The organism is Enterobacter sp. BNK-14 (assembly GCF_047456095.1).
In the GTDB taxonomy this organism is placed as follows: Bacteria; Pseudomonadota; Gammaproteobacteria; order Enterobacterales; family Enterobacteriaceae; genus Enterobacter; species Enterobacter kobei.
Genome location: NZ_CP179897.1, coordinates 2,615,086 through 2,631,206 on the forward strand (window position 1 = coordinate 2,615,086; position 16,121 = coordinate 2,631,206).

Annotated in this window: 14 protein-coding genes; 1 reads left to right on the plus strand and 13 read right to left on the minus strand. The window is 53.8% G+C overall.

Translation table 11 applies throughout. The annotated features are described in order from the left end of the window. Positions 1-101: 101 nt before the first annotated feature. The 13 genes from thrP to trxA form a co-directional block, all read right to left on the minus strand. A complete protein-coding gene (thrP, locus tag ACMGGM_RS12525; RefSeq protein ID WP_032635139.1) occupies positions 102-1,487 on the minus strand; it encodes a bifunctional threonine/serine APC transporter ThrP in 1,386 nt (461 codons plus the stop codon). Between the two features lie 197 nt (positions 1,488-1,684). Continuing rightward, on the minus strand, positions 1,685-2,425 hold the full coding sequence (wecG, locus tag ACMGGM_RS12530; protein WP_023331579.1) for a lipopolysaccharide N-acetylmannosaminouronosyltransferase: 741 nt from the start codon (positions 2,423-2,425) through the stop codon (positions 1,685-1,687). A gap of 12 nt (positions 2,426-2,437) precedes the next feature. After that, a complete protein-coding gene (gene wzyE / locus ACMGGM_RS12535) occupies positions 2,438-3,790 on the minus strand; it encodes an ECA oligosaccharide polymerase (protein ID WP_063943801.1) in 1,353 nt (450 codons plus the stop codon). Then, positions 3,787-4,866, minus strand: coding sequence for a TDP-N-acetylfucosamine:lipid II N-acetylfucosaminyltransferase (locus ACMGGM_RS12540; RefSeq protein ID WP_063943803.1), 1,080 nt, complete (start codon positions 4,864-4,866; stop codon positions 3,787-3,789). Before ACMGGM_RS12540 ends, wzyE begins: the two co-directional genes overlap by 4 nt. Next, complete coding sequence (wzxE, locus tag ACMGGM_RS12545; RefSeq protein WP_014885663.1) at positions 4,863-6,113, minus strand: lipid III flippase WzxE; 1,251 nt, start codon at positions 6,111-6,113, stop codon at positions 4,863-4,865. Before wzxE ends, ACMGGM_RS12540 begins: the two co-directional genes overlap by 4 nt. A 1-nt stretch (position 6,114) precedes the next feature. Beyond that, positions 6,115-7,245 (minus strand): dTDP-4-amino-4,6-dideoxygalactose transaminase, encoded by a 1,131-nt coding sequence (gene rffA / locus ACMGGM_RS12550; protein WP_063943805.1) that lies wholly within the window; start codon positions 7,243-7,245, stop codon positions 6,115-6,117. A gap of 4 nt (positions 7,246-7,249) precedes the next feature. Further along, the gene (rffC, locus tag ACMGGM_RS12555; RefSeq protein ID WP_063943807.1) at positions 7,250-7,927 is read right to left on the minus strand and encodes a dTDP-4-amino-4,6-dideoxy-D-galactose acyltransferase; all 678 of its coding nucleotides are present in this window, start codon (positions 7,925-7,927) and stop codon (positions 7,250-7,252) included. Continuing rightward, positions 7,924-9,186, minus strand: a complete 1,263-nt coding sequence (wecC, locus tag ACMGGM_RS12560; RefSeq protein WP_063943809.1) for a UDP-N-acetyl-D-mannosamine dehydrogenase — start codon at positions 9,184-9,186, stop codon at positions 7,924-7,926. Before wecC ends, rffC begins: the two co-directional genes overlap by 4 nt. Further along, positions 9,183-10,313, minus strand: a complete 1,131-nt coding sequence (wecB, locus tag ACMGGM_RS12565) for a non-hydrolyzing UDP-N-acetylglucosamine 2-epimerase (protein ID WP_014885667.1) — start codon at positions 10,311-10,313, stop codon at positions 9,183-9,185. Before wecB ends, wecC begins: the two co-directional genes overlap by 4 nt. A 56-nt stretch (positions 10,314-10,369) precedes the next feature. Next, positions 10,370-11,416 carry an ECA polysaccharide chain length modulation protein gene (gene wzzE / locus ACMGGM_RS12570; RefSeq protein WP_014885668.1) on the minus strand — a complete coding sequence of 349 codons (1,047 nt, stop codon included), beginning with the start codon at positions 11,414-11,416 and terminating at the stop codon, positions 10,370-10,372. A 13-nt stretch (positions 11,417-11,429) separates the two neighbouring features. Beyond that, entirely contained in the window at positions 11,430-12,533 is a 1,104-nt protein-coding gene (wecA, locus tag ACMGGM_RS12575) for a UDP-N-acetylglucosamine--undecaprenyl-phosphate N-acetylglucosaminephosphotransferase (protein ID WP_014885669.1), read from the minus strand. A gap of 241 nt (positions 12,534-12,774) precedes the next feature. Further along, positions 12,775-14,034 (minus strand): transcription termination factor Rho, encoded by a 1,260-nt coding sequence (gene rho / locus ACMGGM_RS12580; RefSeq protein WP_008501566.1) that lies wholly within the window; start codon positions 14,032-14,034, stop codon positions 12,775-12,777. A 344-nt stretch (positions 14,035-14,378) separates the two neighbouring features. Beyond that, positions 14,379-14,708: a thioredoxin TrxA gene (gene trxA, locus ACMGGM_RS12585; protein WP_006179218.1), complete on the minus strand. Its 330-nt coding sequence runs from the start codon at positions 14,706-14,708 to the stop codon at positions 14,379-14,381. 144 nt (positions 14,709-14,852) lie between these two features. Between trxA and rhlB the strand changes: the two genes are divergently transcribed. After that, a complete protein-coding gene (gene rhlB / locus ACMGGM_RS12590) occupies positions 14,853-16,118 on the plus strand; it encodes an ATP-dependent RNA helicase RhlB (RefSeq protein WP_014885670.1) in 1,266 nt (421 codons plus the stop codon). The last annotated feature ends 3 nt before the right edge of the window (positions 16,119-16,121 follow it).

Consider the following 16,121-nt stretch of genomic DNA (forward strand, 5'->3'; position numbering starts at 1 on the left):
TAGCGCCGTTGCGGGGCTGGATATTACGTACCTCCGTCCCCGCTGTCTAGTGCTTTTTTGAAAAAAATGCGCGTTTGGTTATGGTTTGCACATTTTGCCGCTTATTCCTCCACTTTGTGCGTGGTGCCGCGGCGACCCAGGCCAAAAAGCTTATACGCGGCCGTCACTGCCGCCAGGAAGATTAGCCCGACAAACAGCGACATGCGGGTATCTTCATTAAAGTACATTCCAATTAATACGCAAATCAGGAACGCCATCGTTAAATAGTTCGCATATGGGAACAGGATCGAGCGGAACGGATGGCTGGCGATCGCTTTTTTATGTGCATGACGGAAACGCAGCTGGCTGATGAGAATGACAAACCACGGCACCATACCCGGCAGCACGCTGGCACTGTAGACGTAAACAAACACACGCTGCGGATTAGGAATGATGTAATTCAGGCATGAGCCAATCAGCAGAATTACAATGGATACCGCGACCCCCGCAACCGGCACACCCGCACGTGATATTTTACTCATCGCCACAGGTAGCTGGTTATTTTTCGAGAGCGCGTAGAGCATACGGCCACAGCTGTACATCCCGCTGTTACAGCCAGAGAGTGCCGCCGTCAAAACCACAAAGTTGATGATGCCTGCTGCTGCGGTAATACCAATCTTCGCAAAGGTTAAAACGAACGGGCTTCCGGTCGTGCCAATTTCATTCCACGGGAAGATGGTCACGATAACAAAGATCGCGCCCACATAGAAAATCAGGATGCGCCACAGCACTTTGCCCACCGCGCTGCGCAGCGTGACCTGCGGGTTTTTCGCTTCACCGGCAGTAATACCGATCAGCTCCACACCCTGATATGAAGCCACCACGATACACAGCGCTGTCAGGAAGCCCTTCCAGCCGCCAGCGAAGAAGCCGCCGTGTTCAGTCAGGTTGCCAAAGCCGATGGCGTGCCCACCGTTGCCAAAGCCAAAGAAAATCACGCCCAGACCAATCACAATCATCACGATGATGGTGGTCACTTTGATCATCGCAAACCAGAACTCGATTTCACCGTACAGGCGCACCGCGGCCAGGTTTGCCAGCGCCACCAGCCCCACGGCAATCAGCGCCGGTATCCACTGGACCATGTCCGGGAACCAGAACTGGACATAGACCCCTATCGCGGTGATTTCAGAGATGCCCACCGCCATCCACATAAACCAGTAGGACCAGGCTGTCAGGTAGCCGAAGAACGGGCTCATATAACGGTGCGCGTAAACGGCAAAAGATCCGGTTACGGGTTCCAGAAAGAGCATTTCGCCCATTGAGCGCATGATGAAGAAAACAAACAGCCCGGCGATGATATACGCCAGTAATACGGAAGGGCCTGCCCATTTAAGGGTGCTTGCGGAGCCCATAAACAGGCCCACGCCGATAGTGCCGCCCAGCGCGATCAGTTCGATATGACGAGCTTCCAGCCCACGCTGTAGCTCCGGTTGTTTCTCTGCCATAGATCCTCGATTGTGTTTGCTGTTTCCCGGCTTAATACCGGGTATTGTTTTTTAGGGGGACTAAAATACGGAGCGAATGGTTTCTTAAAATCGACCAAATGGCAAACGATGCATAAAAAAAATGAATGCATTGCACAAATTATCAGCAGTTTTGCAGGCGAGTTGCAGCGCGAACAGCATATCGCGCTACATTTTGATTACATTTTCCCGGTGTAGTGCCAGGCGAGGTAGCGAAGCAGACGAATCTGCCGTTTAATGCGGGTGGGTTGTGAAAGCAGGCGGTAGAGCCATTCCAGCCCCATATTTTGCCAGACCGTCGGTGCACGCTTAACGTGGCCGGTAAAGACGTCGTAGGTGCCTCCTACGCCCATATAGAGGGCATCCGGGCTGACCAGCCGACAGTCGCGCATCAGGATTTCCTGTCGCGGGGAACCCATCGCCACGGTGACAATTTTTGCCCCGCTGTCGCGAACGCGTGCAAACAAGGCCTGCCGATCTTCAGGCTTAAAGTAACCATCCTGACTGCCGACAATATTAACATTCCACTGACGACGCAGTTTCTCTTCGGTCTGTGCCAGCACTTCGGGCTTACCGCCAATCAGGAAGACTGGCGTCCCCTCCGCGCCCGCGCGGGCCATAAGATGCTCCCAGAGATCGGCCCCCGCCACGCGGGAAACATTAGCGCCAGGAAACTTTTTACGGATAGATCGGACCACGCTAATCCCGTCCGCGTATTTAAATTCAGCCGCTTCAATCAGGCTTTTGACTTCGGCGTTATCTTCCACCGCCAGCATCTTTTCTGCATTGATGGCAACCAGCGTACCGGATTTCATCTGACCATCGGCAAAAAGAAAATCCAGCGCGTGCTGCATATCGCGCCAGCCAATAAGCTGCAAACCACGAAGCGCATAACGCGGTGCAGAAGTTTTATCCGTCATGACTATCCTTTCTTAAACTTGCGACAGCGTTGTGCTGCCCTGTTGCCCGCGCTTGTGCACAAGCCCTGCACTGTCAAACAGCCAGTACAGCAATTTGGCCAGTAACAGGCTGATGCCGAAAACGACCATGAAGAACACCACGCGCGAAACGAATGAATCCAGGCCTTCGCGCGCCAGTACGATCATATTGAAAATGGCACCAAAGCAGAAACTGTGCAAAATGGCCGCTTTGTAGCGGTTCGTCTCTTCAATACCGCGCAGGTAAAGCCAGTCGAACCATTTAATAATCAGCCCTACGACAACCGCACCAGGCAGGATAAACCAGCCGCCGCCCATCACCACCAGGGAGCCGATCAGCGTTGGCGAGATCGCCAGACCCGAATGATTGTTCAACACTTCCCAGGTAAAATAGTTCGCGGTATTGAGAACCACGCCAGGGCGGTCCGGCCATAGCCAGCTCGGGATAAAGACATAGAAGTCGCGAACAATCGGCGCAAGCCCCTGGAAATCAATCTTGTCGTAGTTTTGCAGCAGCAAGGCCAGGTTTTCCCATGGCGAGAAAGTATCGCGCGTCAGGTAGAGGAACGTGTAAAACGCCTCATCGCCCGCCACGTTCATCCCGTAGCGCTTCAGCGCCAGCCAGAACATCCCCACAATGCCAAACACCCCTGCCGCCACCAGCATCCACAGCGAGATCCAGCCGCGGATGATGCCAATAAACAAGAAGATAGCGAAAGCAATGATGATATTGGCGCGCGTACCGCCCACAATCATGTAGGTCAGGATACCGAACGCGACGGTACTGACCAGGAAGAACAGCCACGCTTTACTGTCCTGTCGCAGGAAGAAAATCACCAGCATCGCCGGGATAAAGAAGTAGAAGAATCGCTTTAACGCCACGCCCGAAACTTCAGCCGAAAAAATCTGGCTGTAGGAGTTGAGCTTAAACAGCAGGAAGCCGTTATGCATAAAGAAGATCCCGACACTGACCAGGGCGATAGCCATCAATATCACCCATGTCAGGTGGGTCTCCACCCGATTCATGGTAAAGAGCGCCCGGCGTGATGCAGTGGCCCTGGCTGAACGCAGCCGCGTTTTGTAGGTGACGTAGTAAACCGCATAGAAACAGGTCGCCGCCAGAAGCGCCTGGAGCAAGATTTCCGACGGCGCGACGCTCACGTCAAACCGGAAGACCAGAATGCTGGTCAGCGGAAAGCCGAAAAAGAAGGTCAGCAGAAACAGTAACGAGAAGAATACGTTAAAGTTGAAGCGCACCCGGCGGAATTCAAACCAGGTGAGGGTGGCGATAAACAGCGTGCTCAGAAGCCAGACAACCAGTAAGCCGCTGAATTGCAACTGACTCATGCTTTCTCTCCTGACGCGATACGCAGCGCACGGTGCCACGGCGTGAGATAGTTCGGGCTGAAAAAGTCGATACTGTTTTTATCCACCAGCGTGAGCTGGCGTTGTGCTTCCCGTACCACCTCGACATTCAGCGTATCGGAGGTAAACAGCACCGGAATATGCTGTTCAACCATATCCTGCCAGAATGGGTTGTCACGGTTGAGCACGCACGGCACCCCCGCCTGGATCAGCAGACACAACGTACCAATCCCCTGCTGACGCGCAAAGATAAAATAGCCGAGATCGCATTTTCTTAGCAGCGTAAGGTATTCATCAAACGCCAGCTTTTCACTGAGGATTTGAAGATTCTCAGGGCTAAAAAGCGTAAGACCCTGCTGGCGAACCTCGTTGATGTAGGCGTCGTTATTGGCCGGATAACCCATCGGCACGACCACGTTCACCGTGTCGCCAAACTGCTGGTGTACCGCCCGCAGCGCGGCAACATGCTCGTTACTGCGGTCGCCTGAATTTCCCACCAGAATCGTCAGCTTGCCTTCACGAACCGTGTCATTCGCCAGGGTATTTAGCGCCGGATCCATGCGGGTTGGGAAATAGATTAGCTCACCGCGCACGTTCGGATGCTGTTTCGCAAAATAGTTGAGATCGCCACGGGTGGCAAAAACGCAGCCCACCCTGCCCTGTGCCATGCGGCGCAGGGGATAGAAAAGGCGGAATTTCCAGCCGCGTGAGACTTCGTAGAGATCCGCCCCCCAGATATGCCAGCTGCACTGGGAAGGTTTGATTCCCCCGCTGAGCAGGGCCAGCCACAGGCCGGTATTGAACTGCCCGTGGAAAAAGAAACGTTGCTGGCGATTCGCTTTGGCTTTGGCAATGACCGCCTTCGCCAGCGCGGCCTTGTCCGGCCAGAAGCGAAGAGTCAGCGCCGGAAATGCCTCGCTCAGGCCCTTATCCTGACCTGCAACCATAAACTCACGTGCATCAGGGTTACCCGGTGCCAGTTCATCGTTAAAGAACCGCAAAACGGTCTGGTTATGGTGTGGGATATCCGATCCCAGGATGTGAATCAGTGCAGTCATGCGCGTTTACGCCACAATAAAAATACGCCGCAACAGGCAGCGAAATAAACGATATAGGTTGCCATATAGGCCTGAGCCGCCCCCAGCGCACCATGCGAAGGTATTAGCCAGTGTGAAAATGCCGTCAGTAACCCAAACTGGCTTATCTCCGCCAGGATATACAGCCGCAGCGAGGCTTTCGCAATCACCAGGTAGCCGAAAACGTAAGCCCCCACTTTCAGCACATCACCCACCAGTTGCCAGGCAAACAGATCGCGCATGGCGGTAAACTTCGCTGAGAAAAGCAGCCATATGGCGACATCGCGCAAAAGCCAGACGGTAAAACTGGCCGCCGCCACGGCGGGAAGCACAAAGCGCAGCGAGCGGAAAATCTCACGGGTAATATCCTGCCTGGACGTCAGACGCGATAAGGTTGGCAGCAAATAAACGCTAAAGGAAGCCGTAATAAACTGTAGGTAGGCGTCGGAAATACTGCTTACGCCCTGCCAGATCCCTACCTCATCCCAGCTATAATGCGCCGCCAGCAGGTTTCGCATCATCACGTAAGCCACCGGCAGCGTGACGGAAGTGATGAGCGCCATCAGGGTAAATTTACCCAACTGGCTGGCAAGCACTTTGTCCCATTGCGGTTTGAGGTAGCTCAGAGGGATAACGCCCCGACGCATCAGCATAAACGCGGCAGGAACGACAACCAGCGCCGGAACCAGCGCCAGCCCGAGCAGTGCCCCTTCATAGCCACCCAGGCGGTAGCAGAAGTAATAGGCAATCACGCCGATGACGCTCCCCAGGATTAACGCAAGCGCGTTCCCGGCAGCATCACGAAAGCCTTTCATCAATGCCAGCAGCAGGTTTGCCCAGGCAATACCCATCTGAACCAATGCGACCAGACGCACCAGCCCCTCATACTGGGTGTGCCCAAATAATCCCTGACTGATGGGGGCCGCCGCGAGCAAAAATACGATAGCCAGCAGGGTCGAAAACCCGGTAACCATCGCCGACGCGGTGCCGACGACCCTGCGAAGCTGTGCCGCATCATCATGATACTGAGCAACGTATTTGGTCACACCGTTGAAGATACCGGCCCCGGCCAGCACGCCAAGGACGGTCACCAGCTGGCGGAAGTTCCCCGCCAGCCCGACACCTGAAGGACCGAATGAGACGGCCAGCAGCTTGACGACCAGCAGTCCGGCGCCAATCTTTACAAGCGTGGACGCGGCGGTCCACACCGATGCTTTTGCCAGAGACATATCAGCCGAAATAACTCAGAAGGGTATTAATCACCGTACGCTGGTTAACTGGCGCGAGGTTGTAGAACAGTGGCAAGCGAAGCAAACGCTCACTTTCTTTTGTAGTGTAACGGTCTTCACCGGCGAACACCCCGAACGCCTCGCCTGCCGGGCTCGAATGCAGCGGAATGTAGTGGAAGACCGCCATAATTTCGGCTTCTTTCAGCCAGGCGATGAGCTGGCTGCGATCGTCGTTATCGCGAAGCTTGATGTAGAACATGTGGGCATTGTGAACGCAATCAGCCGGGATAGTTGGCAGCTCGATACGCCCGGTTTTTGCCAGCGGTTCAAGTGCATCGTAATAGGTTTGCCACAGGGACAGGCGCTGGAGGTTAATCCGCTCCGCCGCTTCCAGCTGTGCCCACAGATATGCCGCCTGCAGATCCGCCATCAGATAGCTTGAGCCGATATCGCGCCAGGTGTATTTATCCACCTGCCCGCGGAAGAACTGGCTGCGGTTGGTGCCTTTTTCACGGATCACTTCCGCACGCTCCACGAGCGCCGGGTCGTTGATCAGCGTCGCGCCACCTTCTCCACCCGCCGTGTAGTTTTTCGTTTCGTGGAAGCTAAAGCAGCCAATATGGCCGATAGTGCCCAGCGCGCGTCCCTTGTAGGTGGACATCACACCCTGAGCGGCATCTTCCACCACAAACAGGTTATGTTTTTTGGCGATCGCCATGATGGTGTCCATTTCACAGGCTACGCCCGCGTAGTGAACCGGCACGATCGCCCGCGTTTTGTCGGTGATCGCCGCGTCAATCAGCGTCTCATCAATGTTCATGGTATCCGGACGGATATCCACAAAGACGATTTTTGCTCCGCGCAGGACAAACGCATTTGCTGTGGAGACAAAGGTATAGCTCGGCATGATCACTTCATCGCCGGGCTGGATATCCAGCAGCAGTGCCGCCATTTCCAGCGATGCCGTACAGGACGGGGTCAGCAGCACTTTAGCGCTGCGAAAACGCTGCTCCATCCACTGCTGACAGCGACGGGTGAAACCGCCATCACCGCAAAGTTTGCCGCTGCCCATGGCAGACTGCATATAGTCGAGTTCCGTACCGACGACGGGGGGAGCGTTAAATGGAATCATCTTGTCACCTGTATAACCAGTAGGCGGTGGCGTCGATGTTGGCGCCACTCGCAATATAACGTTTAAGCGCGGCAGTGTTGCCCATTTGGGTAGCCACCCGCAGCGTCACACTCTGTTGCTGCTGCGCCCAGTGCAGCGCCGCCTGCATGAGTTTTGCCCCCATACCGCGTCCGGCTAATAAGCCAATACGCGCCTCGCGCTCGTTGAGCTTACGCAGCGAAACGAATCCCTGGATCTGACCGTCCGCGGCACGACATACCAGACAGACGTGGTCAAAGGTGCCTTTGACCGCATTCTCAATCCACTGGGCATAGAAGCGTCCGCTGTCATCAGGTGCATACCAGGGCGCACGAAAGCGGCTCTGAGCAAATGCCTTAGCCGCCATCTGGCGTAATACAGGGATATCCTGTTCCGTTGCAAGTTCCGCCCCGCACGCATCGTGTCGGGTAAGGGCAATAGACAGGTCTGCCTCACCTTCAACCAGCTGAAAACCGTGTTGCTGGAGCGCATCAAGCCAATCGGCGCGGTCCGCCGGGATCTTAGCCTGCACGCGCTGCCAGGCGTTGAAGTCAGCTTCCTGCAGAGCAGGCGCATCCTCACGCAAGCGCACTATCGCCGAGGGGCGTGCAAAAAAAGTGCTTTCCCATTCAAGGGATTCAAGCACGCCGTGGAGTTCACTCAACGCCAGACGCCTTTGGTATCAACGACATACTGTTGATGCACGGTATCACCAGACGTCGCTTTAAACTCTTTATGATCCACCAGCAGCACCAGCACATCCGCCGTTGCCAGCGCGTCATCAAGGGTGGTCAACGTGCAGTGCCCCGCCAGTTTAGCCGGCAGTTCATGGATATTCGGCTCAACCACCAGCGTGTCGCCCTTGTGCCACCCGGCGATCATCTCGGCAATTTCCATTGCCGGGCTTTCGCGCAAATCGTCAATATTGGGTTTAAACGCCAGGCCAAAGCAGGCGATTTTCAGCTCGCTGGCACGCTTGCCGCTCTCTGCAAGACAATCGGCGACCGTGGCTTTGACCTGGTTGAGCACCCAGTGAGGTTTGCTGTCGTTCACTTCGCGCGCGGTACGGATCAGACGCGCCTGCGCCGGATTCTGCGCCACGATAAACCACGGATCGACGGCGATACAGTGTCCACCCACCCCCGGGCCCGGCTGAAGAATGTTCACGCGCGGATGGCGATTCGCCAGGCGAATCAATTCCCAGACGTTAATCCCCTGATCGGCGCAGATCAGCGACAGCTCATTCGCAAAGGCGATATTCACGTCACGGAAGCTGTTTTCCGTCAGCTTGCACATTTCAGCGGTGCGGGAGTTGGTGACTACGCATTCGCCTTCGAGGAAAATTTTGTACAGGGTGCTGGCACGTTCCGAGCAGACGGGGGTCATACCGCCAATAACGCGATCGTTTTTAATCAGCTCAACCATGACCTGGCCCGGCAGCACTCGCTCCGGACAGTAGGCGATGTTGATATCCGCCTGCTCTCCCGCCTGTTGCGGGAAGCTTAAATCGGGACGCGCGTCGGCCAGCCATTGCGCCATCTGCTCGGTGGCGCCCACTGGCGAGGTCGATTCCAGGATCACCAGCGCCCCTTTCTTCAGCACAGGGGCAATGGATTTCGCTGCCGCCTCGACGTAGACCATATCGGGCTCGTGCTCGCCTTTAAAAGGCGTCGGGACGGCGATCAGGTACGCATCCGCTTCCACTGGCGTCGTGCTGGCACGCAGGAAGCCGCCGTCAACGGCCTCTTTCACCACGCGGTCCAGATCGGGCTCAACAATATGAATTTCGCCGCGGTTAATGGTTTCCACCGCCCGGGCATTGATATCCACACCGACAACCTGTTTCTGACGAGAGGCAAACGCCGCCGCGGTGGGCAGGCCAATGTAGCCAAGACCAATGACAGAGATGGTAGTAAAACTCATAGCGATACCCGATTGTGTTTAAGTGCATGCAAAATACGACCACAAGCCTGGCCATCTCCGTACGGATTATGGGCCCGGCTCATTGTCTGATATGCGTCATCATCATGCAGAAGTCGCGTCACCTCTTCGACGATGAGCTGCGCGTCAGTACCGACCAGACGCACGGTACCCGCTTTGACCGCTTCCGGGCGTTCAGTCGTTTCACGCATCACCAGCACCGGCTTGCCGAGGGACGGTGCTTCCTCCTGAATGCCGCCGGAATCGGTGAGGATCAGCCAGGCATGGTTCATCAGCCAGACAAACGGCAGGTAGTCCTGCGGTTCAATCAGCAGGACATTTTCAACATGGCCAAGGATGCGGTTGACCGGCTCGCTGACGTTAGGATTGAGGTGGACCGGATAGACAATCTGTACATCGACGTTCTGCGCCGCAATTTCAGCCAGCGCGTGACAGATTTGCTCAAAACCCCGGCCAAAGCTTTCGCGACGATGGCCTGTGACCAGAATGGTTTTTTTGCCGTTATTCAGGAATGGATAGCGGGCAGCGAGCGCTTTCTGCAGATCGCTGTTTGCCAGGACGCGATCGCGTACCCAAATCAACGCATCGATGACCGTATTGCCGGTCACAAAAATTTTGTTGTCGGCGATATTTTCGCGCAGCAGGTTCTGACGCGAGTTCTCGGTAGGGGCAAAATGGTACATCGCCAGATGGCCGGTAAGCGTACGGTTGGCCTCTTCTGGCCACGGCGAATAAAGGTTGCCGGTACGCAGGCCCGCCTCAACATGGCCGACGGGAATACGCTGGTAAAAAGCGGCCAGGCTTGTTGCCATCGTCGTCGTGGTATCGCCATGTACCAGAACAACGTCGGGCTGGAATGACTCCAGGATCGGCTTGAGACCTTGCAGTATGCGGCAGGTTATTTCCGTCAATCCTTGTCCCGGCTTCATAATATTGAGATCGTAATCCGGGACGATGGAAAAGAGCGTTAAGACCTGGTCGAGCATCTCACGGTGCTGGGCCGTAACGCAGACTTTCGCTTCAATATCAGGGTCGCTGGCCAGCGCATGTACCAGAGGCGCCATCTTAATGGCCTCCGGCCTGGTGCCAAATACGGTAAGTACTTTCACATCGATTCTCTTCGATTAGACGATGAAGGCCCTGGCCTTCATCGTAAACGGCGTTCTTAGTTTGCGCGACGACGCGTTAACGCAACACCAGCACCAGCGAGTGCACCCACAATCCCCCACATGATCATCAGGAATGCACGGCGCGGACTATCGCGTTTTACAGGTTCTTCAGGTGTTCTCAAATAACGATAGGTCTGAAAACGCGGGTCCATCGTGGGACCGACATTAAGCGTGTTCAGCATCGCGCGATTTTGATCGTAGTCGAGGTCAAAATCAGGGCCAACGGCCTGCAGATTTTCCAGACGCGCCTGCAACATTGGGCGACCAAGCAGGAACATTTCAGAATCAGGCAGTTCATCTGCCGGGACATCCGTCTCAGAGCGGGAAATATTGTGCTGCTCCGCAATTTTCAACGCCTGTTCAATGTTATGTATGCGTCGGGCGAAAATGGCATTTGCCACTTCCTCCTGGCGTTTGACCTGCGCCTTCATCTGGATTGTGCGGGCCGCCCATGCGCCTTTCAGCTCTTCATTAAGATGGCTTGCGGCACGCTGGCTGGCAAACGCGACGTACTGACGCAACAGATTGTTGGCGTCCGGCGCGGTTTCTGCAATCAGCTTGACGCTGTCGTTGACGTTACGCAGCGCATCACCCGGCATAAATTGAACATTGTTAATCAGATCGTCCAGCAGCGCGGCATCGGCTTTGGTGTTATCAACCCGACGCTGCTTGTAGTAATCCGTCTGGGACCAGAAATCGCGGCGTGTATCCCACGAGGCCAGTTGCATCACAAACTCTTTATAGGCTTCATCCATAACGGAAGCCTGGTCCGGCGTCGCGAGATTGGCTTTAATATCCAGGTTTCGCAGGAATTGCTGCTGGGAATAGTACCCCCCGAGCATGTTAACCGTTGGTCTGTCTGTGATTGCCGTGGCGCTCCACTCCTGTTTTGCAAAGAATGTGTAGGCCAGCGCTAACAGTGCAAACCCCAGCGCGATCCCCGCAATCCAAAGTTTGCCTGCCCATAACACGCGAAACAAACCCCGAATATCCAGTTCATTCTCAGTTACCACTGATTTCGCTCCCGCCAACGGTTGAGTCATCATAGTCCCGGTTTTACTTAGTTAATGTTGTGTTTTTGCCACTGTTACGACGCATCCTGCGCTTAAGACGTTTAATGAATCGCGCGACTTTCCATGCGCGCTTAATGCAGTAGCCATAGAGAGAAAAAGCTAGCAAGAACAATACCAACATAGCCCACTCAGGCACAAAATGTGTATATTCCGCCGTCACACCAATCCCCGCTAGAATAGCAGCCGCCAGTGTAATTAGCACAAATGCCTGCCGGGAAGTGAATCCGGCTCGCATGATCAAATGATGAATGTGCTGACGGTCAGCAGAGAAAGGGCTCATCCCTTTACGAAGCCGGCGATACATAATCGCGACCATATCCATTAACGGGATGGCAATAATCCACAATGCCGTTACAGGACTAATGGGATGCACGTCACCCTGAGTGGTTTCCAGCAAGATCCAAATGATAGTAAAGCCGATGAACGTGCTACCCGCATCGCCCATGAATACTTTGTAGCGTCGACCCAGTGCGCCAAGATTTAACATGATATATGGCAGGATCGCCGCAATCATGGCAAAACACCACATAGCCAGGCTGTATTGCCCGTCGAACCATAAAATGAAACCTATTGCGGCAAATGAGACGCAGGACAGTCCTCCCAGCAATCCATCAATACCGTCAACCATGTTAAATGCGTTAATCGCAACCCACACAGCAAAAAGCGTCAGGAAATAACCGAATGGGCCGAGCTCCATCTCCCAGAGGCCAAAAATATAACCCAGGCTACTCAGGTGCAACTTTGCGAATGTCATCATGGTGATGGCTACAGCAGCCTGAACGAAGGCACGGATCTTGACGCTAATGTCATAACGATCGTCAAGAGCGCCGACCACGACGAGAACGGTTGCACATGCCAGGTACAACCGGGCGTGGGGAATGTAATAATCAGCTATTGCAAAAGTGAAGCAGATACCTGCAAAAACAGAAATCCCCCCAACCAGAGGGATCATGCCTTGATGCCGCTTACGGAAGTTAGGTTTATCCACTAATCCCAGGTATTTTGCCACCTTACGAGCCAGAAACAAAAAGCAGGTGGTAAATAAGAAAATACTGGTTAGTTCAGTAAACGTATCAAGTAGGTTCACAATGGATGTTCTCAACAAATGTTAGTCAAGGAAGTATAACCATCAAGGCGCTGAGCCTGAAGTTATAAAGCAAACCTCTTACAATTCCATTTGCTTATTATTCAAGCTATTAATGTTTTTACTGTGCGAATTATCTTATTGTCGCACTGACCGGTCAAAATTGGGAGTAGATGGTACTAGCGTATAATCCATAAAAGAAAAACGCCACGTAAAAACGTGGCGTTTACAGGCTTTATTTACGTTACGAGCGTTTCATCATATCGAAGAAATCGTCGTTCGTTTTGGTCATCGCCAGTTTGTTAATGAGGAATTCCATTGCGTCGATTTCACCCATTGGATGGATGATTTTGCGCAGGATCCACATTTTCTGCAGCTCTTCCTGGGTAGTGAGCAGCTCTTCTTTACGGGTACCGGAACGGTTGTAGTCGATTGCCGGGAAGACGCGTTTTTCAGCAATCTTACGAGAAAGGTGCAGTTCCATGTTACCTGTACCTTTAAATTCTTCGTAAATCACTTCGTCCATTTTGGAGCCGGTATCGATCAGCGCCGTTGCGATGATGGTCAGGCTACCACCCTCTTCCACGTTACGTGCTGCACCGAAGAAGCGTTTCGGACGGTGCAGGGCGTTGGCGTCCACACCACCGGTCAGTACTTTACCGGAAGCCGGAACCACGGTGTTGTAAGCACGTGCCAGACGGGTAATGGAGTCGAGCAGGATGATCACGTCTTTCTTGTGCTCAACCAGGCGTTTCGCCTTCTCGATAACCATTTCCGCGACCTGAACGTGACGAGAGGCGGGTTCGTCAAAGGTAGAAGCAACCACTTCACCTTTAACCAGACGCTGCATCTCGGTCACTTCTTCCGGACGTTCGTCAATCAGCAGTACCATTAGCACGCAGTCTGGGTGGTTATAGGCGATGCTCTGCGCGATATTCTGCAGCAGCATCGTTTTACCCGCTTTTGGCGGTGCCACAATCAGACCACGTTGGCCGCGACCAATTGGCGATGCCAGATCCAGAACACGCGCGGTTAAGTCTTCCGTTGAACCATTACCACGCTCCATGCGCAGGCGAGAGTTCGCGTGCAGAGGCGTTAAGTTCTCAAAGAGGATCTTGTTACGTGAGTTTTCTGGCTTGTCAAAGTTAACTTCATTGACTTTCAACAGCGCAAAGTAGCGTTCACCCTCTTTAGGAGGACGAATCTTACCTGAAATGGTGTCACCAGTGCGGAGGTTGAAACGGCGGATTTGGCTGGGGGATACGTAGATGTCGTCAGGGCCGGCGAGGTAGGAGCTGTCTGCAGAGCGGAGGAAACCAAATCCGTCTTGCAATATCTCCAACACACCGTCGCCAAAGATATCTTCGCCACTCTTAGCATGCTGCTTCAGGATGGCGAAAATGATGTCCTGCTTGCGCATACGAGCCTGGTTTTCCAGCCCCATATTTTCGCCGAGAGTGATCAGCTCAGAAACCGGCGTATTCTTTAATTCGGTAAGATTCATAATGGTGTGGGTTCTTAAACTCGGGGTGATTCTCGAACTTAATGTTGTGAATGGTATGGCAGGGTCATCCATGCCTGTTTAGCGGCCATCATCTCATGTCTGTTCGCTGTCTGGTCACAGGGAAAGAACGCAGAACTGAAACGACAAGACGGATTGAGTGACAAGCCCGGAATTTAGCCACTTCACGCACTGTTGATGTCAACAAGGGGAAGTATCGGGTAAAACAAGATTCAAACAACAGATATGTTTAAAACGAAGTCATAGCTAACTTAGCACGACTTAAGCCGGGCGTCCAGAGTTCCACATCATTTAGCCGGGTGCTCTGGACGCGCAGCGGAGAAACCTTACGCCAGGTTAGCGTCCAGGAACTCTTTCAGTTGACCTTTGGACAGCGCGCCCACTTTGGTCGCCGCCACTTCGCCGTTTTTGAACAGCAGCAGGGTCGGGATGCCACGGATACCGTATTTTGGTGCGGTGCCCGGGTTCTGGTCGATGTTCAGTTTGGCAACGGTCAGTTTGCCCTGATATTCGTCAGCGATTTCATCCAGAATCGGAGCGATCATTTTGCAAGGACCACACCATTCAGCCCAGAAATCGACGAGGATCAGCCCGTCAGCCTTAAGTACGTCCGTGTCAAAACTATCGTCAGTCAGGTGAATAATTTTATCGCTCATATATAACTCCACAGGAATAAGCCTGGTACGTTGGTTTTGTCTACACCAACGACGTGTTGATGTCGCATTAACCAACTAAAGGTTGACTTTATTTCACCGGATACGCTTTCGTAAAGCAATAGTAAGCTGATATTCTACCACACTATGAGCAAAACACATTTAACAGAACAGAAGTTTTCCGACTTCGCCCTGCACCCAAAAGTGATTGAAGCCCTTGAAACTAAAGGGTTTCATAACTGCACGCCCATTCAGGCTCTCGCACTGCCGCTGACGCTGGCCGGTCGCGATGTTGCAGGGCAGGCGCAAACCGGTACCGGCAAAACGATGGCGTTTTTAACGTCAACGTTTCATTATTTACTTTCTCACCCAGCGATTGCAGACCGCAAAGTTAACCAGCCGCGCGCGCTCATTATGGCCCCGACGCGAGAACTGGCGGTACAGATCCACGCAGACGCTGAACCCCTGGCACAGGCTACCGGTCTGAAGCTTGGCCTGGCCTATGGCGGTGACGGCTACGATAAGCAGCTGAAAGTGCTGGAAAGCGGCGTGGATATCCTGATTGGTACCACTGGCCGTCTTATCGACTACGCCAAACAGAACCACATCAACCTCGGCGCAATCCAGGTTGTGGTGCTTGATGAAGCCGACCGTATGTACGATCTGGGCTTCATTAAAGATATCCGCTGGCTGTTCCGCCGCATGCCGCCGGCCAATCAGCGTCTGAACATGCTGTTCTCTGCCACCCTCTCTTACCGTGTGCGTGAACTGGCGTTTGAACAGATGAACAACGCCGAATACGTGGAAGTCGAGCCTGAGCAGAAAACAGGTCATCGCATTAAAGAAGAGCTCTTCTATCCTTCTAATGAAGAGAAAATGCGTCTGCTGCAAACGCTGATCGAAGAAGAGTGGCCGGACCGCGCCATTATCTTCGCAAACACCAAACACCGCTGTGAAGACATCTGGGGCCATCTGGCTGCAGACGGTCACCGTGTGGGCCTGCTCACTGGCGACGTTGCACAGAAAAAACGCCTGCGTATCCTCGACGAATTTACCCGTGGCGATCTCGATATTCTGGTCGCAACCGACGTGGCAGCGCGTGGCTTGCACATTCCTGCCGTTACGCACGTCTTTAACTATGATCTGCCGGATGACTGCGAAGACTATGTACACCGTATCGGTCGTACCGGTCGTGCGGGTGCGAGCGGCCACTCAATCAGCCTTGCGTGTGAAGAGTATGCGCTGAATCTTCCAGCCATTGAGACGTACATCGGTCACTCGATTCCGCAGAGCAAATACAATCCGGAAGCGCTGTTAAGCGAACTGCCGCCGCCTAAGCGTCTTACACGCCCACGCTCCGGCAATGGCCCGCGTCGTTCAGGCGCGCCGCGTAATCGTCGTCGTTCAGGTTAAGAA

Bases quoted from the DNA above. Each gene is read 5' to 3' on its own strand.
- thrP (WP_032635139.1), bottom strand. From the start codon at position 1,487: ATGGCAGAGAAACAACCGGAGCTACAGCGTGGGCTGGAAGCTCGTCAT.
- wecG (WP_023331579.1), bottom strand. From the start codon at position 2,425: ATGACGGATAAAACTTCTGCACCGCGTTATGCGCTTCGTGGTTTGCAG.
- wzyE (WP_063943801.1), bottom strand. From the start codon at position 3,790: ATGAGTCAGTTGCAATTCAGCGGCTTACTGGTTGTCTGGCTTCTGAGC.
- ACMGGM_RS12540 (WP_063943803.1), bottom strand. From the start codon at position 4,866: ATGACTGCACTGATTCACATCCTGGGATCGGATATCCCACACCATAAC.
- wzxE (WP_014885663.1), bottom strand. From the start codon at position 6,113: ATGTCTCTGGCAAAAGCATCGGTGTGGACCGCCGCGTCCACGCTTGTA.
- rffA (WP_063943805.1), bottom strand. From the start codon at position 7,245: ATGATTCCATTTAACGCTCCCCCCGTCGTCGGTACGGAACTCGACTAT.
- wecC (WP_063943809.1), bottom strand. From the start codon at position 9,186: ATGAGTTTTACTACCATCTCTGTCATTGGTCTTGGCTACATTGGCCTG.
- wzzE (WP_014885668.1), bottom strand. From the start codon at position 11,416: ATGACTCAACCGTTGGCGGGAGCGAAATCAGTGGTAACTGAGAATGAA.
- rho (WP_008501566.1), bottom strand. From the start codon at position 14,034: ATGAATCTTACCGAATTAAAGAATACGCCGGTTTCTGAGCTGATCACT.
- trxA (WP_006179218.1), bottom strand. From the start codon at position 14,708: ATGAGCGATAAAATTATTCACCTGACTGACGATAGTTTTGACACGGAC.
- rhlB (WP_014885670.1), top strand. From the start codon at position 14,853: ATGAGCAAAACACATTTAACAGAACAGAAGTTTTCCGACTTCGCCCTG.